General features: G+C 38.8%; 24 protein-coding genes. 3 read left to right on the forward strand and 21 right to left on the reverse strand.

Annotated features, from left to right (window positions below):
* Nucleotides 1-82 precede the first annotated feature (82 nt).
* The 5 genes from V7201_RS04195 to V7201_RS04215 form a co-directional block, all read right to left on the reverse strand.
* Nucleotides 83-376: a rhodanese-like domain-containing protein gene (locus V7201_RS04195; RefSeq protein WP_335375534.1), complete on the reverse strand. Its 294-nt coding sequence runs from the start codon at nucleotides 374-376 to the stop codon at nucleotides 83-85.
* Nucleotides 377-396: 20 nt separating this feature from the next.
* A complete protein-coding gene (locus V7201_RS04200) occupies nucleotides 397-762 on the reverse strand; it encodes a rhodanese-like domain-containing protein (protein WP_335375535.1) in 366 nt (121 codons plus the stop codon).
* A gap of 97 nt (nucleotides 763-859) precedes the next feature.
* A complete protein-coding gene (locus V7201_RS04205; RefSeq protein ID WP_335375536.1) occupies nucleotides 860-1,123 on the reverse strand; it encodes a metal-sensitive transcriptional regulator in 264 nt (87 codons plus the stop codon).
* Between the two features lie 11 nt (nucleotides 1,124-1,134).
* Complete coding sequence (locus tag V7201_RS04210; RefSeq protein WP_335375537.1) at nucleotides 1,135-1,461, reverse strand: sulfurtransferase; 327 nt, start codon at nucleotides 1,459-1,461, stop codon at nucleotides 1,135-1,137.
* A gap of 187 nt (nucleotides 1,462-1,648) precedes the next feature.
* The gene (locus V7201_RS04215; RefSeq protein WP_335375538.1) at nucleotides 1,649-1,930 is read right to left on the reverse strand and encodes a hypothetical protein; all 282 of its coding nucleotides are present in this window, start codon (nucleotides 1,928-1,930) and stop codon (nucleotides 1,649-1,651) included.
* A gap of 110 nt (nucleotides 1,931-2,040) precedes the next feature.
* Here V7201_RS04215 and V7201_RS04220 point away from each other — a divergent pair, with 110 nt between their 5' ends.
* Nucleotides 2,041-2,280 (forward strand): DNA alkylation repair protein, encoded by a 240-nt coding sequence (locus V7201_RS04220; RefSeq protein WP_335375539.1) that lies wholly within the window; start codon nucleotides 2,041-2,043, stop codon nucleotides 2,278-2,280.
* Nucleotides 2,281-2,599: 319 nt separating this feature from the next.
* Here the strand turns inward: V7201_RS04220 and V7201_RS04225 are convergent, their stop codons facing one another.
* The 8 genes from V7201_RS04225 to deoD all read right to left on the reverse strand — a co-directional run bounded on the left by V7201_RS04225 (nucleotide 2,600) and on the right by deoD (nucleotide 11,821).
* The gene (locus tag V7201_RS04225; protein WP_335375540.1) at nucleotides 2,600-3,439 is read right to left on the reverse strand and encodes a hypothetical protein; all 840 of its coding nucleotides are present in this window, start codon (nucleotides 3,437-3,439) and stop codon (nucleotides 2,600-2,602) included.
* Between the two features lie 647 nt (nucleotides 3,440-4,086).
* Nucleotides 4,087-4,266 (reverse strand): hypothetical protein, encoded by a 180-nt coding sequence (locus V7201_RS04230; RefSeq protein ID WP_335375541.1) that lies wholly within the window; start codon nucleotides 4,264-4,266, stop codon nucleotides 4,087-4,089.
* 62 nt (nucleotides 4,267-4,328) lie between these two features.
* Nucleotides 4,329-5,243 (reverse strand): CobW family GTP-binding protein, encoded by a 915-nt coding sequence (locus V7201_RS04235; RefSeq protein ID WP_335375542.1) that lies wholly within the window; start codon nucleotides 5,241-5,243, stop codon nucleotides 4,329-4,331.
* An 89-nt stretch (nucleotides 5,244-5,332) separates the two neighbouring features.
* A complete protein-coding gene (locus tag V7201_RS04240; protein ID WP_335375865.1) occupies nucleotides 5,333-6,796 on the reverse strand; it encodes a S41 family peptidase in 1,464 nt (487 codons plus the stop codon).
* 177 nt (nucleotides 6,797-6,973) lie between these two features.
* The gene (copZ, locus tag V7201_RS04245) at nucleotides 6,974-7,180 is read right to left on the reverse strand and encodes a copper chaperone CopZ (protein ID WP_335375543.1); all 207 of its coding nucleotides are present in this window, start codon (nucleotides 7,178-7,180) and stop codon (nucleotides 6,974-6,976) included.
* Nucleotides 7,181-7,205: 25 nt separating this feature from the next.
* Nucleotides 7,206-9,602, reverse strand: a complete 2,397-nt coding sequence (locus V7201_RS04250) for a heavy metal translocating P-type ATPase (RefSeq protein ID WP_335375544.1) — start codon at nucleotides 9,600-9,602, stop codon at nucleotides 7,206-7,208.
* A 477-nt stretch (nucleotides 9,603-10,079) separates the two neighbouring features.
* Nucleotides 10,080-10,940, reverse strand: a complete 861-nt coding sequence (locus tag V7201_RS04255; RefSeq protein ID WP_335375545.1) for a M15 family metallopeptidase — start codon at nucleotides 10,938-10,940, stop codon at nucleotides 10,080-10,082.
* A 176-nt stretch (nucleotides 10,941-11,116) separates the two neighbouring features.
* Nucleotides 11,117-11,821 (reverse strand): purine-nucleoside phosphorylase, encoded by a 705-nt coding sequence (gene deoD, locus V7201_RS04260; RefSeq protein ID WP_335375546.1) that lies wholly within the window; start codon nucleotides 11,819-11,821, stop codon nucleotides 11,117-11,119.
* Between the two features lie 184 nt (nucleotides 11,822-12,005).
* Here deoD and V7201_RS04265 point away from each other — a divergent pair, with 184 nt between their 5' ends.
* Complete coding sequence (locus V7201_RS04265; RefSeq protein WP_335375547.1) at nucleotides 12,006-12,137, forward strand: hypothetical protein; 132 nt, start codon at nucleotides 12,006-12,008, stop codon at nucleotides 12,135-12,137.
* A 58-nt stretch (nucleotides 12,138-12,195) separates the two neighbouring features.
* Here the strand turns inward: V7201_RS04265 and V7201_RS04270 are convergent, their stop codons facing one another.
* Complete coding sequence (locus tag V7201_RS04270) at nucleotides 12,196-12,966, reverse strand: sporulation protein (protein ID WP_335375548.1); 771 nt, start codon at nucleotides 12,964-12,966, stop codon at nucleotides 12,196-12,198.
* Nucleotides 12,967-13,125: 159 nt separating this feature from the next.
* Nucleotides 13,126-13,299, reverse strand: a complete 174-nt coding sequence (locus V7201_RS04275; protein ID WP_335375549.1) for a YozD family protein — start codon at nucleotides 13,297-13,299, stop codon at nucleotides 13,126-13,128.
* 136 nt (nucleotides 13,300-13,435) lie between these two features.
* On the opposite strand from V7201_RS04275, the gene V7201_RS04280 reads away from it, so the two are divergent.
* A complete protein-coding gene (locus V7201_RS04280) occupies nucleotides 13,436-13,606 on the forward strand; it encodes a hypothetical protein (RefSeq protein WP_335375550.1) in 171 nt (56 codons plus the stop codon).
* Here the strand turns inward: V7201_RS04280 and V7201_RS04285 are convergent.
* From V7201_RS04285 to V7201_RS04310, 6 genes are all read right to left on the reverse strand, one after another.
* Nucleotides 13,603-14,301, reverse strand: coding sequence for a hypothetical protein (locus V7201_RS04285; protein WP_335375551.1), 699 nt, complete (start codon nucleotides 14,299-14,301; stop codon nucleotides 13,603-13,605). The two genes, V7201_RS04280 and V7201_RS04285, sit on opposite strands and share 4 nt — an antisense overlap.
* 234 nt (nucleotides 14,302-14,535) lie before the next feature.
* Nucleotides 14,536-14,757 carry a YozE family protein gene (locus tag V7201_RS04290; RefSeq protein WP_335375552.1) on the reverse strand — a complete coding sequence of 74 codons (222 nt, stop codon included), beginning with the start codon at nucleotides 14,755-14,757 and terminating at the stop codon, nucleotides 14,536-14,538.
* Between the two features lie 187 nt (nucleotides 14,758-14,944).
* Nucleotides 14,945-15,136, reverse strand: coding sequence for a hypothetical protein (locus V7201_RS04295; protein ID WP_335375553.1), 192 nt, complete (start codon nucleotides 15,134-15,136; stop codon nucleotides 14,945-14,947).
* A 169-nt stretch (nucleotides 15,137-15,305) separates the two neighbouring features.
* Complete coding sequence (locus V7201_RS04300; RefSeq protein WP_335375554.1) at nucleotides 15,306-15,587, reverse strand: YokU family protein; 282 nt, start codon at nucleotides 15,585-15,587, stop codon at nucleotides 15,306-15,308.
* A gap of 10 nt (nucleotides 15,588-15,597) precedes the next feature.
* Entirely contained in the window at nucleotides 15,598-17,028 is a 1,431-nt protein-coding gene (gene ablA / locus V7201_RS04305; RefSeq protein WP_335375555.1) for a lysine 2,3-aminomutase, read from the reverse strand.
* A 218-nt stretch (nucleotides 17,029-17,246) separates the two neighbouring features.
* Entirely contained in the window at nucleotides 17,247-18,644 is a 1,398-nt protein-coding gene (locus V7201_RS04310) for a sigma-54 interaction domain-containing protein (RefSeq protein ID WP_335375556.1), read from the reverse strand.
* Nucleotides 18,645-18,652: the final 8 nt, after the last annotated feature.

Consider the following 18,652-nt stretch of genomic DNA (forward strand, 5'->3'; position numbering starts at 1 on the left):
CAACATTCAGCTTTAACAAAGCTTTTAGAAAAGAGCAAAAAAATAGAGACAGTTTAACTGTCTCTATCGTCTGTAATTCTTATTATTGTGTAGGACCCTGCCAGGACATCATACCGCCCTGCATGTTAATGACATTAAAACCTTGGTATTCAAGGAACTGGGTTGCTCTTGAACTGCGGCCGCCTGAACGGCAAACGATAACGTAGGTTTTATTCTTATCAAGTTCATTCATTCTGAACTCTAGAAGACCAAGTGGAATGTGTATAGCTCCAGGAATGATCCCTTCTGCTACTTCACTTACTTCGCGAACGTCTACTACTTCAAATTCATTTTTTCCTAATCCGTTTTGTACTTCTACAGGTGTCATCTGACGCATTTTTACTTCCCCCTTAGTATTTACCAGGCGCTCATGCCGCCCTTTACATTTGTGATATTTTTAAAGCCGGCTTTCTTTAACAACTTGCTGGCCTGGCTGCTGCGCATACCGCTCTGGCAAATCACTACAACGTCTTTATCCTTTGATAATTCGCCAGTTCTGTTGCCTAACTGTTGAAGCGGAAGGTTTTTGAAGCCTTTGATATGATTGCCTTTGTATTCTCCAGAAGTCCTCACATCTATAAATTGTGTTTCAGCCTGCTTTGTTTTCATCATATCGCGCAGTTGATCTGTTGTAATATTATTTACTCCCTTGGTTGGTGCAAGTCTGCTCCATAAAAACGCTGCTGCGAGAATTACAATCAGTACGTTCATTACTACATCCATTCTTTACACACCTCATTATTTGATTTTTTAATTTTAACTAAATACCTATACGGGTATTTTAAGTGACAAAAATGTACTTGTCAAGAAAAGAAAAAGACTATTTTCTACTCTTGACAAGTAGTTCAACTGCTTCATTTACTGCCTGGGAAGTTTCTCTGCCTTCATGCAAATCATTTATTAGGCATTGCTCAAGATTTTTGCTGACAATTAAAGCAATAGCCCGGTCAACTGCTGAACGAATTGCAGAGAGCTGAGTGACTACTGATTTACATTCGTCCTGCTCTTCAATCAGGCGAATACTTCCTCTTACTTGACCTTCAATTCTTTTTAAACGATTTAAAATCTCTTTATTATACTCCATTTTGCCACCTCCTATTGTGATGGGCCTGTAATCGTATATCCTTTTACATTGAAACCATATTTTTTTAGGAGTCTTGCACTAAAATTCTTTTCGACTTCGTTGGAGGCAATGATGACAATCTGCTGGTCGGGTATTTCTTTTATATATCTTTTTAAATATCCGCAAGGGATATTGATTGCTCCAATGAAAGGATTATTTGCTGAGTCTTGATAATCACGAAGGTCAACAAAAACCGCATCCTTTTCCTGAGGATCAACTGCTGGTACATTTCTTACTGGAACGTATCGGTTGAAATATAAAGTAACGAAAAAGAGACTGATGATAATACCTGTGAGCAATTACTTTTCACCTCTTGAAATATCTTGTTCAGATTTGAACTTACATTAGTATAATATACCATAAGGGGTATAAAGGCAATAGAAATACTCGATCAATTTGTTTATATTCTATAAAATTCCAATAATATAAAAGGAGGAGAAAGATCAGCTCTCTCCTTTTATCAAATATCATATTCTTTCTATTCTTTTATTCGCTGCTCTTTTTAATTTCTTCTGTTATCCTTATGTGCATTTGAATAAGCAATATTTTACTTTCATGTGATAAAGGTGATTCAAGGATTCTTTTTGTAGCGATAAAATATTTTTCCATTAACGTCCTTCTTGCTCTTGGATGTGAGTTTTCATCTCTTAAGTCTCTTGCTATAGCTTCTTTAAGAATAAATTCTGGACTTTCTTCCGCCTCCAATCTTCGGTTATTCCATAGCTCCCTGTATTCCTTCAATAATTTATCATAAAGCTCTGTTTGCATAGTTTCGCCTCCTGATTCAAATGGCGGTACAAACCCACTCTAGTATATTTACATAAATCCGCTTTACTTTGCAAAAAATAAAACTAAATTACAAAAAAGGAGAGTGCAAAATGAGTACCCCATATAGATGTCCTAATTGTAAAACAAACCGTACAAGATTCAATATGATTACACAAGTACCGCAAGCAGTTAAATTAAACCCACAATCTGGAGAAGTTGTGGAACAATACTCTAATGACCAGCTTGAACCTTTCCATCTCCCTTACCGGGGGCCAGAACTAAAAATACAATGTGCTGCTTGTGGATTGGTAGAAGATGAAAAAACCTTCGCAAAGTTTGGTGAGCATTAATCTCTGCTACTGATTCATTTTTAAAGATAAATGCGTTTTTTAAATTTGATTATGTTCCAATCTTACTATAAAAAGGAATGCATTTACGGATGGTTTAATTTTGAAAATTTAACATGTTTACAGGCTCACTAAAAAAAGCTTGAGATTTGCTCAAGCTTTTTTCATTTGGTTTGATGAGTGTACCTTGGAGTACGCAACGCACGATGGAAAAGCGGCAGGCGCATTTGAAGGAGTCTCTCAATTCGCTCCATTCAACTTATTTACAATGTTTTACTTTCAAACAATCCATTTCAAACAACAGTCATTAGAATACCGCGTTTTATTTTGTTCCTTTTATTCCATTATCTTTAAGAAACTGAACAGAATCTATCTTCCATTGTTCGTTTGGCATAAATCGCACAAGTTTTATCAGACATGTAAAATTCCTGCCGCCCACCCCTTTTAGTTGCCAGTTAATTTCAACTGGGACAGAAAGGGTTAGCTCATCCGTTATATCCTCATGTGGCAATACTTCCATTCGGGAAATCCTTACATTATCAATGCTTGGAAGTATTGTATCCCAGTCCTGCTCCTGCAGGGATATATACGAAACAATTTTAGGATCCTGCTGTTTAATACCTGCAATAAAGGCGTTAATCAAATCATATGGATCAGTTTGTTCCAGGTATAATTCAAGCCTCCCAGCTGCCTTCAAAATCATTAACTTATGGGAAAGGTCCATAAAATTCGTCCGATGAGTAGTACTTCCATAAAAATGGATACAAAAATGACCCGGAAAATTATTCTTCAATGCCCCTCCCCCATGAGGCATACCATGCATGGAAGCAGCTATTTTCATTTGTTCGTCTGAAATGACAAGGATCGCCCGCCGCTTCCAGCTCCATTGACCATTATAGATTTTTTTCATGATCGCTGTATCTTCAGAGGTGAGTGGCTGTACATCAGCGTGATTGCTTCCTGCTCTCCGCTGGACACGAAATTTCATTCCAGTTTCCAAATCGACCACTGTGAACTTGCTGTATTTTGGTAGAATGTCATTGACCTCTTCCCATTGGTACATCTGAACCTTTTGATTAGCTGATTGCTTTTTGGCTTCAATGCCATTTCCATTATTAATTAACAAGATGCTGAGTATAAAAAGGGTCCTTAATGCTTTCATATCGCTCAACTCTTTTTCTTTGGCTTTAAAAAAATCGCTACATGAAAGTTTTTGCGTTTTCTCTTTTTACTATTCAGGTTGGAAAATTTTTTAAAACGAGGATGTTTAAAACAAATTGATTCTCGGAGATCCATGTTTTTTCCATTTTAAATTCCTTTTAGCAAAGAAAGAGGACATATTGGTGACCCCTTTTTCCAATATCATTTTATTAAGGTAACCATGTGGCTTTATTGAGTATCAATTTTTCCAATATCTGTTTTTTTAAGTAACCAAGAGGGTTTATTGAGTATCGTTTTTTCCAATATTTGTTTTTCCAGGTAACCAAGTGACCTTATTGAGTATCAATTTTTCCAATATCTGTTTTTTTAAGTAACCAAGAGGTCTTATTGAGTATTATTTTTTCCAATATTTGTTTTTTAAGTAACCATGTGGCCTTATTGAGTACCGTTTTTTCTAATATATGTTTTTAAAGGTAACCAAGACGCCTTATTGTCGCCATCTTTTTCTAAGATTTCACTATTCCAGGTAACCAAGAGGCTTCATCGGCAACATCTTTTTCCATTATTTTTCCTTCCAAAGAACCAAGAGTCTTTATTGAAAAGCTCTCTAAAAAAAAGAAAAAAACCCAGCATTGCTGGGCTTAAGAATCAATCTTCCTTATGGTTAGAAACATATTCCTTTGCTTTATCGATTGCTATCGGAATGGCTTTACCGTCATCATAATGCTCTTCAGTGATTAGAGCATTGGCAATCTCGATTGCTTTTTCACGCACATCCGGGTCTAGATTTTTCATGGATACAGGGTAATCATTCTTTGTCCAAGGCATGACATTCATCCTTTCCATTGAAGATACTATGTTTTACCCAGTGTGCGGATACTGAAACAGGATTATTCTTCTAGGCCACGCAGCTTTGATTCTATTTCGCTCCAATCTGTAACCTGGCCAATAAAAACAAGGTTTAGCGGCATTTTCATATATTCCTTCATATATAGTGGCATGCCATATGAATATTGGAATAAATCTGGATACTCCGAGTGGCTGAATAATATATACCCTTTAATCCGATAAATCGAATCAGGCAGAGACCTTAAAAAAGCTTCAAAGTCATTTTGTTTTACAGAGTTCTTAAATTGGAATACAAAAGTACTCAAACGCAAATCGGTTTGAACATGTGCCTCTTTTCGATCGGCTTTTTTAGAAGCTGACATCGTAAGAAGCATATTCATCGGGATTTTTGAGAATGAACTCAAAATGCACTTGGCCTTTGGATTTAAAGACTGAATATCCATGTTGGTTTTCGCTTGTTCCGCATCAGTCATCATATCCGATTTATTGACGATTACTATATCAGCATGCTTTACCTGCTCAAGCAAAAGCTGCTGCACTTGAGGATTGAATGTATTCCTTTTTAACCACATTGTGCCATCCACCGTAGTTACAATTCCTTTCATTTCAAGCTTTTCAGCAAATAAAGGGGATAGTACGGCATCCAGAACTTCAACCGGGTGGGCTGCCCCAGTTGTTTCTATGTATATTGCATCAAGAATATTATCAAAAAGTAATCCCTGTAACTGGGATTCCAGTTTATCCTGGATTGTGCAGCAAATACATCCTCCCAAAAGTTCTTTTAAGGGCACATCTGTTTCTACAGCGTCTGAATCTATTGATACATTACCAAGTTCATTCATCATCACAGCAATGGACCTGTCATTAGATTTTTCATACTGTAAAATCTGTTTCAATAACGTGGTTTTTCCCGTGCCAAGAAATCCGGATAGGATATAAACCTCTGTCTTTTTCATATAGATTTCCACCTAACTTTTTTTGGGATAGAACATGGAAAATCTCCAGCTAGTGCTGGAGATTCTTTTATTAAAGCTATTTGATCTGATTATTTACTCATTTCCTGCTTAAGCACGTCCACTGCTTTTTTAATTTGCGGATCTTCGTTTTTGATCTTTTCACGAAGTGAATTCATTAGCTCAATTGTTGAAGTACCTTTTAATACTCCATTTTCTTCAAGCTTTTTTGATTTTTGGAATGCAATAACCGCAGCTTTTGTCTTTTCATCAAAGAATCCATCTTCTCTTCCGGGATTAAAACCAAGAGCTTTTAGCATTTTTTGTGCAGCTTTGACTTGTTCAGAAGCAACAGAAACTTTTAACTCAGATTCTGGATCGATAAATGGTAATGAAGCGTATTCCGGCAATGGTACCTCATGGTCTGGCTTGATTCCTTTTTTATGAATCCAATTCCCCTCAGGTGTCAGCCATTTATCCGTTGTGAACTTCATATTCGATCCATCCGAAAAGTCTTCTGCTCTTTGGACAGTTCCCTTTCCAAACGATTTCTCTCCAACAAGTGGCACACCAGCTGATTCACTTACTGCCCCTGCGAGTATTTCGGACGCACTCGCGCTTCCTTTATCGATGACTACGACCAATGGAAGGTTGTTATTATTCTTGTTCTCAGAAGTATATTCCTCAATATTTCCCTTTCGGTCCTCTACTTTGAACAAGATTTTCCCCTCTGGTACGAAGAGGCTGGAGATTTTGACCGCCTGATCTAACAGGCCTCCTGGGTTTTGCCTTAAATCAAGGACAAGACCTTTCATTCCTTGTTTTTGCATATCATTCAATACGTCTACTAACTCAGTTGCAGTGTTTTGTGAGAAGTTTGTTATCTGGACTTTAGCAATACCATCTTCAAGCATTTCACCATAGACTGTTTCGATCGGAATCGTATCACGAGTAATCGTTACATCTACCGGCTGCTCTGCACCTTGGCGTAAAATAGACAATTTAACATCTGTTCCTTTTTCTCCTCTAATCAATGCCACTGCTTCGGTAGAGCTCATCCCCTGAATGCTCTTTCCGTCCACAGACAGAATCTTGTCCTCTGGCTGCAGCCCTGCTTTTTCAGCTGGTGATCCTTTTAAAGGTGTAACGATAAAAATACTTCCTTCTCGTTCCTGGATTTCGGCACCAATACCTTCAAAGGAGGAAGAAAGGCTCTGATGGAAACTCTTTGCGTCATCCTGGCTCATATAATCAGAATATGGATCATCAAGGGATTCCATCATTCCGTCTATGGCACCATTGATTAGTTTTTCCTGATCAACATCCTGGTAATAATCATTTTTTAATGTGTCATATGCATCATACAGTTTTGCAAATTCTTCGCGTTCCCTGATAACCTGCACCGCGGGCTTGTCTTCTCCGAAAGCAAGCGCAAAGGTAGTGATACCTGCTGTTAAAAAGACTAGAAAAAACAACAGCATTGCAAAGTGGAACTTTTTAATCCGAAGAAAACTGTTTTTGGTCTCCGTCTCTGGTGTCTTTTCTGGACTGTTCATTCCTTCTTTGTTTTCTTCATTAATATTCTGCTGATCCAACCCTTTTCACCACTTTCAAATCTAGCTTAAAATCCTTAATGATTAGGATAACATTTTTATAATAAAATTAACAGAAAAATAGGCAAGGTATCAGGTACATAAAAAAGCAGCGGTCTTAAAGACCGCTGCTTAAGCATTCTATTCTACATCATAACCCTGATCTTCTACTGCCGATTTCATTCTGCCTACTTCTGCTTTTGAAGCGTCATATTCGACTTCAGCAGTGCCTTCTGAAAGAGAAACGATAACACTTGCCACTCCGTCAACACCCATTAAAGCTGTTTTAACTGCCTTTTCACAGTGGCCGCAAGTCATGCCTGATACTTTTAAAGTTGTTTTTTCCATTTAAATCTTCCTTTCATTTTATAATTTATAACTTAATCCGCTTCAATCGAAGGGAATTAGTCACCACAGAAACTGAGCTGAACGCCATTGCTGCTCCTGCAACCCAAGGAGCCAATAAGCCAAGAGCAGCAATGGGAATGCCTGCTGAATTATACGCCAGCGCCCAAAAAAGGTTTTGGCGGATGTTTTGCATCGTTTTCTTGCTTAAATTAATCGCTTTCGGAATCAGCGTTAATTCTCCTCCGAGGATTGTCAGGTCGGCTGCCTCAATGGCTACATCGGTTCCTGTACCGATCGCTATTCCGATGTCTGCAACTGCAAGTGCCGGGGCATCATTTATACCATCTCCCACCATTGCAACCTTCTTGCCCTTAAGCTGAAGCTCTTTTACATGATTGGCTTTTTCCTCTGGCAATACTTCAGCAATGACATGCTCAACGCCAACCTGGGCAGCAATCGCCTTAGCTGTGCGGGTATTATCACCAGTCAGCATATATACTTCGATACCAAGATCCTTTAGTTCTTCTATTGCTGCCTTTGCTGATTCCTTGACAGTATCCGCGACGGCCACAATTGCATTTATTTTGTAATTAATCGCTATCATCATTGCTGTCTTGCCTTCTGTCTCCAATTGTTCCAGCCGATGTTCATAACGTTCAAATTCAATGCCTTCTTTCGACATTAGCTTTCTGGTACCTACAAACACCTTTTCACCATTGATCATTGCAGATATGCCATGACCTGGTACAGCAGAAAACTCATCCATTGGCAGGAACTTAACACTTTTCGAATTACCATATTCTACAATTGCATCTGCAAGCGGGTGTTCGGATGCTTTTTCTGCGGATACAAGATATTGAAGTACTTTTTCTTCTTCTCCAAAAAAGTCAATATCAGTTACAGTCGGCTTCCCTTTTGTAATTGTACCCGTTTTATCAAGTACAATAGCATCAATTTTGTGAGTAGTTTCTAAATGCTCTCCGCCTTTAAATAATATGCCGTTTTCTGCGCCTTTTCCTGTCCCCACCATAATAGAAGTAGGGGTAGCAAGGCCTAATGCACAAGGACAGGCAATGACAAGTACGGCAATAGCTGTTTCAAGAGCAGATGCAAAATCTCCTGGATTCACTGCAAAATACCAAACAAGGAATGTGACAATTGCGATTGCGACCACTATAGGAACAAAAATCCCTGAAATTTTATCGGCAACACGCTGGATCGGCGCCTTGCTTCCTTGCGCATCCTCGACAACTTTAATGATGCCAGCTAGTGCGGTATCTTTTCCAACCTTAGTCGCAGTCATGGTTAGCGTTCCATTTTTATTGATTGTAGCACCAATTAACGGATCACCAGTTGCTTTCTCAACAGGAATGGATTCCCCTGTAATCATTGCCTCATCAACTGCTGATTGACCGGATACGACTTTCCCATCCACAGGGACCTTTTCACCAGGTTTGACGATAATTGTATCGTTCACTTTTACATCCTCGATTGGGATTTTGATTTCTTGCCCATCTCTGATTACAGTCGCTTCCTTAGCCTGAAGGCTCAGCAATTTTGAAATTGCTTCTGTTGTTCGGCCTTTTGCTAAAGCCTCAAACAACTTCCCGACTAAAATCAATGTAATTAGGACAGCACTCGTTTCAAAATAAAGATGAGGATGGTAATGCGGATTACCAAGCGTTTTTATCGCTTCAGCCAGACTGTAAAAATATGCCGCAGATGTACCGAGCGCAACAAGCACATCCATATTAGCACTCTTATTTTTAAGCGATTTATAAGCACCGACATAAAATTGCCCGCCAATAAAAAATTGCACCGGTGTCGCTAACAATAGCTGAAACCACGGATTCATCAATAATTCAGGCATTGGCAGCCCTGTGTCCCATGGCGCATGCCCAATCATTGTATAGAGAAGCGGAAGAGATAATAGAATTGAGAGCCATAACTTTCTCTTTTTAGCGTTGATTTCTTCTTCTTTTTGCTGCGCTTTCGCTTCACGCTGGATTTTTTCCTTTGCGTCATATCCAAGGTCCTGGATTTTGCCGATTATCTTTTCATTTGAGAGAATCGCACTGTTATATTCAACAGAAGCCGATTCAGTAGCGAGATTAACATTGGCTGAGACCATTCCATCCATCTTGTTAAGAACCTTTTCGATCCTAGTGGAGCATGCGGCACAGGTCATACCAAAAACGTCCAAATCCAACTTTTCATTTCTGACACCGTATCCCAGGTCGTTTATTTTGTTAAAAATATCATTAGGTTTTATTTTATCCGGTTCATATGTGATTGAAGCATTTTCCATCGCCAGATTTACTGTTGCGTCCACACCATCCATTTTATTCAGGATTTTTTCAATCCTCGTAGAACATGAGGCACAAGTCATGCCGGTTATGTCGATGCTTAATTGTTCTTTCAAGATTTACACCCCGCTTTGTTTTCCGATAATCATTCTACAATATCGGATCAGATAATTTTCACTTTTCATCTTCTCTCCAGCACACAAATCAGCAACATTGAACTTTTACAGGACTGTGCACATTCACTTCATCTAACTTAACTTATTTTAATAAAACTTTAGGTTTCTTTGCTTACATTTCTTATATTTTTACTATACCCCAGTATAGTATATTTATCAAACAATAAAATTGTTTATTTTTAGTTTACTTTTTTTTGCTGTTTCATCAATAACAATTGTCACATATCAGATAACATTCATCTCTTTTGTTTATTGCTTTTTATTTAAGGAATCCATTATAAAGATGCATGTGCATCTTTATACGAATACAACTATTGATACCCTTTATGAGATGTAATAGTCAAAATATAATTTAGCTTTCATTTCTCATGAGGAAACAAAAAGAGCCTTCCAGCAGCTGGTAAGGCTCTCCGTTTATTAGATTTTTTTCACATTATCGAAGTATTCTTCCAAGGTCCAGTTGTTTTTATAGATCTCTGTAGCAGCCTTTATTCCAACATAACGGAAATGCCATGGCTCGTACATATAGCCGGTAATGTCTTCCTTGCCTTTTGGGTACCTTAAAATAAATCCATACTCATGGGCATTGTGAACAAGCCAAACTCCTTCTTTTGTTTTAGCGAATTGCTCATCAAGATTAAAGTCATTTGTCCTGCTGGAGATATCCATCGTCAACCCGGTTTGATGTTCACTGCTTCCCGGTATTGCTACTGCTTCTAGAGCCTTTTCCTTGCCAACTCTTTTAATTTCAGCATTAAAAATTGCATCCTGGCGTCCATATGACCGATACCCGGAGACAGCGGCTAATTCGATTCCATCGTTTTTCGCCCCAGCAAACATTTTTTCCATGGCAACAGCTGCTTCTTGTCTCATTAAGCTTTTCTCAAGCTTGGCATCACCAAACGAGAACAGTACATTAGGGCGGACCAAATCATTCGGAATATAGTTTGCCGGCAATCCAAATACTTTATTAACAAGGGATAGAGTATTTTGTGGATTTTGGATAACATTTCTGCCATCTGCATTTTGGATGACATTGAAATATGCGGCTTCTAGCGTCGGTTCATCTTCTGCAGGCTTGTCCACATTCTCTTCATTTCCATTCATGTTATCATCTTGTGGATTAGGATCACTAGGTATATTCTTTTGTTCGTCAGACTGCTGTTCTTGTCCAGCAAATTTTTCTCCAATGTAAGGGATCTTTTTTAAATAAGTTTCTGCAGGTGCACAGCCTGCCAATAATATTGGCAATGTGCATAATAGTAAAATCTTCTTCATTTTATCCACCAATCTTTAGCTTTCTGAGGCAATAAAACCATTCTATCATTTTTTAAAACGGTTTCGTATGGCCTTTTTTCCCATTCATGTCCTTTTTCATGTTGATGTAAACGGATACTCATCAACTTACCTACGTAAAAACCCTTTCCACAGTAGGAAAGGGTTTTCATGCTCACTTACTCTTTAATTACGGCTTCTAGTGCAACTTCAATCATTTCGTTGAAAGTTGTCTGGCGTTCCTCAGATGTAGTTTCTTCACCAGTCAGGATATGGTCACTAACAGTAAGGATTGATAGAGCCTTGCGATCGTATTTTGCAGCCAAAGTGTATAGCGCAGTTGTTTCCATTTCTATCGCAAGAATTTGGTATTGTGCCCATTTTTCTAATTCAGAATTGTCATTGTAGAACTGGTCAGCAGTAAATACATTCCCAACTTTAAGATTCAGGCCTTTTTCCAAACCAGCGTTATACGCTTTATACAGCAGGTCAAAGTTGGCAGTTGGAGCAAAATCCACTCCGCCAAATGTCATGCGGTTCATCTGTGAATCCGTTGAAGAGCTCATTGCAAGGATGACGTCCCTAACCTTTACATCCTTTTGAATGGCACCGCAAGTACCTACACGAACAAGGTTTTGTACATTATAGCTACTCATTAGTTCATTTATATAGATTGAAATGGAAGGAACGCCCATTCCAGTACCCTGAACGGATATCCTTTTGCCTTTGTATGTACCAGTGTAACCGAACATATTTCTTACTTCATTATATAACTGTGCATTTTCAAGGAAAGTTTCAGCAATATATTTCGCTCTTAAAGGATCGCCAGGAAGCAATACCGTTTCTGCAATTTCATTTTCTTTCGCACCAATATGTACACTCATAATAAAATCCTCCATCCTATGGGTTGCTACTACAAAACTATACCATAATATAGCTGCTCAGGAAAATCTTCAGTTTCATGACAATTTTGTAGGCGGGAATGCTAGAACTAGCATTGCCAATGCTATTGCAAAAAATTCTTACACCTATTTTTAAAAAATTTCGCAAAATAAAGGAGAATGAAGAATGGGAAAGAAACACCGCAACCGGATCAATTCACCTAAGAAAAACAACCATATCTCGCCTGAAGCCATCATCGCAGAGCAAGAAGCACATGGAAAAGAATATTCCGCAACTGGCCGGAAAAGCAAAGCATAGAAAAAAGACGATGGGGCGCTTAGCTTCATCGTCTTCCTCCATTTAAATTTATTAAGATCTAGCAATAACGCTCGACTGCACCCTGGATTTTTCGCTTTACTGATGGAAGGTCTGAAGCATGGACAGTCATCCGGACATAGGATTCGTCCATACCCATTGCCTCTGAAAGGAATCCGCCAAGACCTTTCGCCTTGCGGTCAACTTGCATTAATACTTCTATTTCATTTTCATTGTTCGGATATAAATTAAGCTCCAATTCATCCAGCTTGCCTCTGAAAGGACCTGAAACCGGCACAAACTCGAATTCCTGAACAAATGGCAGATGTCTGCGGAGATGTCTAGGTGCTTCTTCGCATTCCGCCTCTCTCAAACGGAAACCCAGATCGCTGACTGCATTGAAAATTCCATCCATCACTGGGTTTGGAATAACAGTTAAATAATCTTTATCCGTAGGGTCGACAGCATTTTTTATATCCAGACCTGTTGTTACCCAAACCTTTGTCCTTCCCATTGACAAAGGCATTTCCATTGGAAGCCTGAAAGAAAAAGGAATTTCTTTTGTTTCATTTTCCTTAACCACAAAAGACTGAGTCAGCCTGAAACGATCAATTTGAGCAGTTGCAGTGTATTTTTTATCATCTGATTCCTTTATATAAGTTGTATGTAAACTCAAATAGATATCATCAATATTCTGTTCGGTGCTGCCGCCGCGAATTTGAACCATTCCGCGAACCTCTTCTCCTGGCATAATCCGATCTTTTTCAAGCCTTGTATCAACCTTCGCTGCCCCGATTCCTACACTGGCGAATACTTTATTAAAAAACGACATTTGGTTTATCCTCCCTAAATTCTTTTTTAAATTCATGACTATTTATACGTTTATCTTTTCTTAGGGTTTCACACTTCTGAAGTTTTTTTGATTTATTGGTGTGCACTCATCAATAAAAAAGGCAGACCCAGTTGAATCCACCTTTAAATAAATTCAGTTCTAGTCTATGTCCGGTTCTTCATCGATAATGCACTTTTCTATAAGATATTCAAAAGTGATATCTGCCAGTTCTTCAAGTTCCTCTTCTGTGGGAACGTATCCCCTTTTTACAAGTTCATGAAAGAAAAATTCAGCTATTTCTTCTGTATCAATAAAAACCTCAATCTCTTTCACAGATTCGCCCCCCTTTATTCAAATGTATGTGAAGCATGCCTGTTTCATGCCAAGCATAGGCTTTAATTTTTGTATAGGTTCTAACTAAATTGGACAAGCATAGAATGAATTAAACTTATCAAGGAGTTGATTTCGTGTGGAGAGACTGGGTACCCTGGCTGAAATGTTTGTGGAGGATGTAAATAAAGATGATAGTGCAGTACTTGAATTATTCGAGAACATCTTGAATTTTTTATATAAATTCTTATTAGTGGCGGGAATTCCATTTTTGCTTTATGTGCTGCTCCAGTTTTTCAACTTGTATTAAACATGGCTTTTTCCATCATTATTGACTAGGATCGATAACTTGCGCAGAATTACTCTCATAACGTGAGCATATTCTTCATCATTAAACCAATTATATAAAATTCGATAATCGTTATAAATATCAAGCAGATTATCAATGGTTGTTCTTCTTTGGTTAAGTTTCCGTAATTCTTCCTTTTCGCCTGCCCGTGACGGAGAAGTTTTTTTCTCGAGATTGACCGATGGCTTCACTTCTTTGTTAGAAGAAAAGAGCAGGCCCAATTTCTGAATGAAAGTTTCTGCACTTTCCGAGTCCGCAACAAGCGTCAATTCTTCCTCACCAGCTTCAAGCCATTCGCCATCTTTAATCCTTGAAAGTTCGTAAATAACATCTTCCCAGGCATCTTCTTTATATCTCCAAATTTCAGTTCTGAATCCCACAACCTTAAAAAGGTCTGAACCATACCCTTTTACCTGGACCAAATCCCCAAAGAAATATTTGTATTCGATATCGATTTGCTCCTTTTCCAGAAGCTTCCCTTCATATTCGGAGAGCATTTGTAAACTGGTTTCCAAATACAGACCTTCACTATTATTTATCTCATATACATGAAGTCCGTCGAGCCACTTCACATCTGTCACTTTCCCCACAGTCCCATAAATAGTGATCACGACTGTATCACCGATGTTAAATTTAGGTTTCTTCCGTTTTTCCATTTCCTCCATCCTCTCAACGATGAGTCGTGAATTGTGATTACAACAGTATATGCACTATTCTGAAAATCGTCACGCCCACATGAAAGGAAGGATTTATTGTTAAGATAATAAAGGGGAAGCAAATGCAAAGTTACTTCCTGTTATTTGCTATACCACTGATGAAATTAAACCATTGTGAATCAGTTACAAATAAAAAAACTCCTGAAAACGAGCACAGGAGCTTTAAAAAATCAATTAGCTTTCCGAAATTAGGTATACTTCCCAAGCTTCATCGAAAACAACCATGCTTTCCAGATAGTGGCCGTTTAATTCAAGATAGGAACTGATTTCATGATAATCTGTAGCATTTTTAGGGAAAGCGAGATCGTCGTAAGCATCATTTGCAAACCTACTGATTGCATCCTTGGGAGCTGTGGCTCGATACTTCATCAAAAAATGGTAAAAGCTTTTATACATATATGAACGCCTGCCTATTGTTAAAATTGTTGAAGAAATGCACTTTTCAAATACTATAACGGATTGTGACCTAACCCGTCTACCTTAATGCAAAAGTGGTAACTCGGTTTCGGTCAAGCCAAGGTGAAAAAAACAGATTGTTTTTACAATAAAAAGAACACCTTCAATTAAGAAGGTGCTCTTCAGCTTATTGCCACCTGGACGATTTTGCCATTTCCAGCAGCGCCCAGATGATATTGAACATCAGGATGGCTATGGTTATCGGTACAGCATGCAGCCAATTCATACCGAATTTTTCCTTAATTACTCTTACATAATATCCGCACATAAACAGGACAAACATTGCAGCTACCAGCATGATTGATAAAGCGATATACATGTTTTCACCCTTTTCCCATTTCGATACTCCCCAGTCTATTATAAATACGCAGAGGAAGCAGGATAAATAGGAATCGTGAAACTTTTGTGAACGATATACTGTTAATGGTAATTTTTATCACATCGATTATTAGGAATTGATGTTGCGAATATTGCCAATCAAGACATTATTACGATGAAAAATCAAAGTAATTTCGTTTGAGCAGTCTTGGATGCGCCATCAGTTCTTCGAACGTGACCACTTTATTGAGGTTCTTTGTATTGATTAAAAATAGCTGATCTTCTATTTCTTTTATGATCAATTCTGTTTGATAAGTCATTTCACAATCCAGGCAATGAATTGCTGGGGTTTCGTCGATCTGAATTGCATTTGACCCATCAGGCAGCTCCCAAAAAACACTGTCTGTTATTGATTTGACATTCCCGCTGCTGCACCACTCACATTTTTGCATAGGCAACCCCCTATTCTTTGGAAGATGGGACAGCTCCTTGCCCATCAAGTGCTTCATTTGTTTTATTCAGCTGCGATTTAAATTTCTTTTCCTTAAGTTCATCTCGTTTTTCCCGTTTATCCTTCAAGGATGCATGATTAGGATCGACCTCATATTGTTCCCTGCGATCAAGGCGTCGCAGGCCTTCTGGAATAAGGTTGAATTCACTATCATTCATAATTGCGGCAATCCCAGTATTTGATTTCTTGTTTTCATATTCAGGATAAACTTGTTTAAAGTAGCCTTCTGCTCTCCCAGGTACATAATTTTCAGGCTCCGGATAGGAGGTGATGGCTCCTTCAAAGTTACGGAGAACTACTTTTTCAGGACTTTGGGAAATCAAGTAATTCGGCTGCAAGGAAATTTTCCCGCCGCCTCCAGGAGCGTCAACTACAAACGTAGGAACTGCATAACCGGACGTGTGTCCTCTTAAGCCTTCGATGATCTCAAGACCCTTCGTCACCGGGGCACGGAAATGTCCGATGCCTTCGGACAGGTCACACTGATAAATATAATATGGCCTCACTCGAATTTTCACGAGGTCATGCATGAGCTTTTTCATGATTGGGACGCTGTCATTGATTCCTGCAAGAATAACAGATTGATTACCGACTGGAACACCCGCATTTGCAAGCATTTCACATGCACGCTTTGAGTCTTCAGTGATTTCGATGGATGTATTGAAATGTGTATTAAGCCAGATAGGATGATATTTTTTGAGGATTGAACAAAGCTTCTCTGTAATTCTTTGAGGAAACACAACTGGTGCCCGAGTTCCGATCCTGATGATTTCCACATGATCGATTTCGCGCAGATTTTTCAAAATATATTCCAGGATATTGTCATTGATCAGCAGCCCGTCTCCGCCAGAGATTAACACATCCCTTACTTCTGGAGTCCGACTGATGTACTCGATCGCTGCATCGAGCTGTTTCTTTGCCACACCCATTCCGATTTGCCCTGAAAATCTTCTGCGTGTGCAATAGCGGCAATACATAGAGCATTGATTGGTAACAAGAAATAAAACTCTGTCAGGATAGCGGTGAGTCAAACCTGGTACAGGAGAATCCTCGTCTTCATGGAGCGGGTCTTCAAGGTCATACTTCGTTTTGTAGATCTCCTTGGAAATCGGAACAGATTGCATCCTGACTGGACAGCGCGGATCGTCTGGGTTCATCAATGATGCATAGTAGGGTGTGATATTCAAAGGAATGGTTTTCGTGGAAATCCTAACTCCTTCTTCTTCTTCAGGCGTGAGATTGATCACTTTCTTCAAATCATCAAGTGTCCGGATCGTGTTTGTCAGCTGCCAAAGCCAATCATTCCACTGTTCCTCCGTTACTTCCTTCCACAGTTCGATGTCCTTCCAATGTCTCGAAGGTTTATATAAAGATTGTTTCATCTGATTTCCCCCTTAAGTAATTTGTACATATAACTAATGCAAGTTATGTGCCAAAGTTACCGATTGTTCTGAAAAATCAATAAAACCTATTTATATCTTAAGCTGGGAAGAATTTCGGGTTAAATATCACCCTCAATAAAGAAAATAACCTGCTGAAATTCCGGCAGATTAAAAGAATCAATATTTATATGGTGGAGCAAAAATGCAAAAAAGTCTTCTCATTCATTTAGCTTTTTTAATTTGTATTGAAGAGTCTGTCTAGGAATATCAAGAAGTGCAGCAGCTTTCTGGATATTGCCATTACAAACTTCAAGAGCATCTGTAATGAGTTCCCGTTCAAAATCCTTTAGCTGCTCTCTTAAAATGAAGGAGTTGCTTCTTTCAGGCTTATGGATTTCACCCATGGGTGTCATTTGTTTGAGCATTACCGGTAAGTCATTTTCCGTAAGGACCTGACCCTCGCAAACATTCATCATATATTCAATCGTATGCTTAAGTTCCCGCACATTACCAGGCCATTGATGTCCTATAAACACTGCCCTTACCTGATCATCCAATCCTGTAATATGTTTTCTGAGCTTCTTGTTATAATGGCCGATAAAGATTTGGGATAGATATAAAATATCTTCCTTCCTCTGTCTTAACGGCATTAATTCAAAGGTCAGCACATTCAAACGATAAAATAAATCTGTCCTCAGCTGGTTTTTTTCCATCGCATCTCCAGGATATACATTCATAGCAGAAATGACCCTGACATTCACAGAAACTACATTGGTGCTGCCAACTCTCCTAACTGCTCCATCCTCAAGGACACGAAGAAGTTTTGCCTGAAGGTCAATCGACATTGAATTTAATTCATCAAGGAAAAGAGTTCCCCCATTTGCTAGTTCAAAAAGACCCGGCCTGTCCACCGCCCCCGTATAACTACCCTTTGATGTGCCGAACAGGATACTTTCGAGAAGATTCTCAGGAATGGCTGCACAATTCTGGGCAATGAAGGGCCCTGCTGAACGATTCGATGCATTATGAATCGATTGGACAAAAAGTTCCTTTCCAGTACCACTTTCTCCATACACGAGAATCGGAGAATCTGATTTTGCCAGTTTCTCAGCCTTCTGCTTGATTTGTTCAAAATTTTTATTTTTCGAAAGCAAATCACTGAATGTATAGGCAGCCTGCTGCTTGAGTGTTTTTCCGCTCCGGTGCTTTAAGCTTTTGTGAACCTCTACAAGACGTTCAGAAAGCTGCTTGATCCGGGAATAATCCTTGGCAATTTCAACAGCGCCAATCAAATCCCCCTGGACAAAAATTGGCAAAGTGGTGTTGACTGTTTCTATTTTTCTTCCATGCAGGTTAACGAACGACTGAGTCTCATTAAAGATCGGTTTTTTTGTCTCAATTACTTTCAGAAGCGTGCTTGAATGCTCGTTTAAGGATGGAAAGACAGATAACAAAGGCTTGCCGATGACCTCTTTTAAATTTAGACCATCATGCTGTGCAGCCACTTCATTATAAAAAATCGTGATACCCTTTGTATTTACGACATGGATCGCTTCATCAATACATTTTAAGATTGCGCTCAGTATTTCTTCGGTTACATTGGAAATTGAATTCAAATTTATCA

It is taken from the genome of Bacillus sp. JJ1122 (genome assembly GCF_036964885.1).
Taxonomy (GTDB): domain Bacteria; phylum Bacillota; class Bacilli; order Bacillales; family Cytobacillaceae; genus Mesobacillus.

Excerpts from the sequence above, each read along its gene's own strand:
- V7201_RS04195 (WP_335375534.1), bottom strand. The coding sequence starts at position 376 with ATGCGTCAGATGACACCTGTAGAAGTACAAAACGGATTAGGAAAAAAT.
- V7201_RS04200 (WP_335375535.1), bottom strand. The coding sequence starts at position 762 with ATGGATGTAGTAATGAACGTACTGATTGTAATTCTCGCAGCAGCGTTT.
- copZ (WP_335375543.1), bottom strand. The coding sequence starts at position 7,180 with ATGGAAAAAACAACTTTAAAAGTATCAGGCATGACTTGCGGCCACTGT.
- V7201_RS04205 (WP_335375536.1), bottom strand. The coding sequence starts at position 1,123 with ATGGAGTATAATAAAGAGATTTTAAATCGTTTAAAAAGAATTGAAGGT.
- ablA (WP_335375555.1), bottom strand. The coding sequence starts at position 17,028 with ATGAAACAATCTTTATATAAACCTTCGAGACATTGGAAGGACATCGAA.
- deoD (WP_335375546.1), bottom strand. The coding sequence starts at position 11,821 with ATGAGTGTACATATTGGTGCGAAAGAAAATGAAATTGCAGAAACGGTA.
- V7201_RS04270 (WP_335375548.1), bottom strand. The coding sequence starts at position 12,966 with ATGTCGTTTTTTAATAAAGTATTCGCCAGTGTAGGAATCGGGGCAGCG.
- V7201_RS04240 (WP_335375865.1), bottom strand. The coding sequence starts at position 6,796 with ATGAACAGTCCAGAAAAGACACCAGAGACGGAGACCAAAAACAGTTTT.
- V7201_RS04220 (WP_335375539.1), top strand. The coding sequence starts at position 2,041 with ATGAGTACCCCATATAGATGTCCTAATTGTAAAACAAACCGTACAAGA.
- V7201_RS04215 (WP_335375538.1), bottom strand. The coding sequence starts at position 1,930 with ATGCAAACAGAGCTTTATGATAAATTATTGAAGGAATACAGGGAGCTA.
- V7201_RS04295 (WP_335375553.1), bottom strand. The coding sequence starts at position 15,136 with ATGTATATCGCTTTATCAATCATGCTGGTAGCTGCAATGTTTGTCCTG.
- V7201_RS04265 (WP_335375547.1), top strand. The coding sequence starts at position 12,006 with ATGGGAAAGAAACACCGCAACCGGATCAATTCACCTAAGAAAAACAAC.
- V7201_RS04300 (WP_335375554.1), bottom strand. The coding sequence starts at position 15,587 with ATGCAAAAATGTGAGTGGTGCAGCAGCGGGAATGTCAAATCAATAACA.
- V7201_RS04255 (WP_335375545.1), bottom strand. The coding sequence starts at position 10,940 with ATGAAGAAGATTTTACTATTATGCACATTGCCAATATTATTGGCAGGC.
- V7201_RS04285 (WP_335375551.1), bottom strand. The coding sequence starts at position 14,301 with ATGGAAAAACGGAAGAAACCTAAATTTAACATCGGTGATACAGTCGTG.
- V7201_RS04230 (WP_335375541.1), bottom strand. The coding sequence starts at position 4,266 with ATGCCTTGGACAAAGAATGATTACCCTGTATCCATGAAAAATCTAGAC.
- V7201_RS04290 (WP_335375552.1), bottom strand. The coding sequence starts at position 14,757 with ATGTATAAAAGCTTTTACCATTTTTTGATGAAGTATCGAGCCACAGCT.
- V7201_RS04235 (WP_335375542.1), bottom strand. The coding sequence starts at position 5,243 with ATGAAAAAGACAGAGGTTTATATCCTATCCGGATTTCTTGGCACGGGA.
- V7201_RS04225 (WP_335375540.1), bottom strand. The coding sequence starts at position 3,439 with ATGAAAGCATTAAGGACCCTTTTTATACTCAGCATCTTGTTAATTAAT.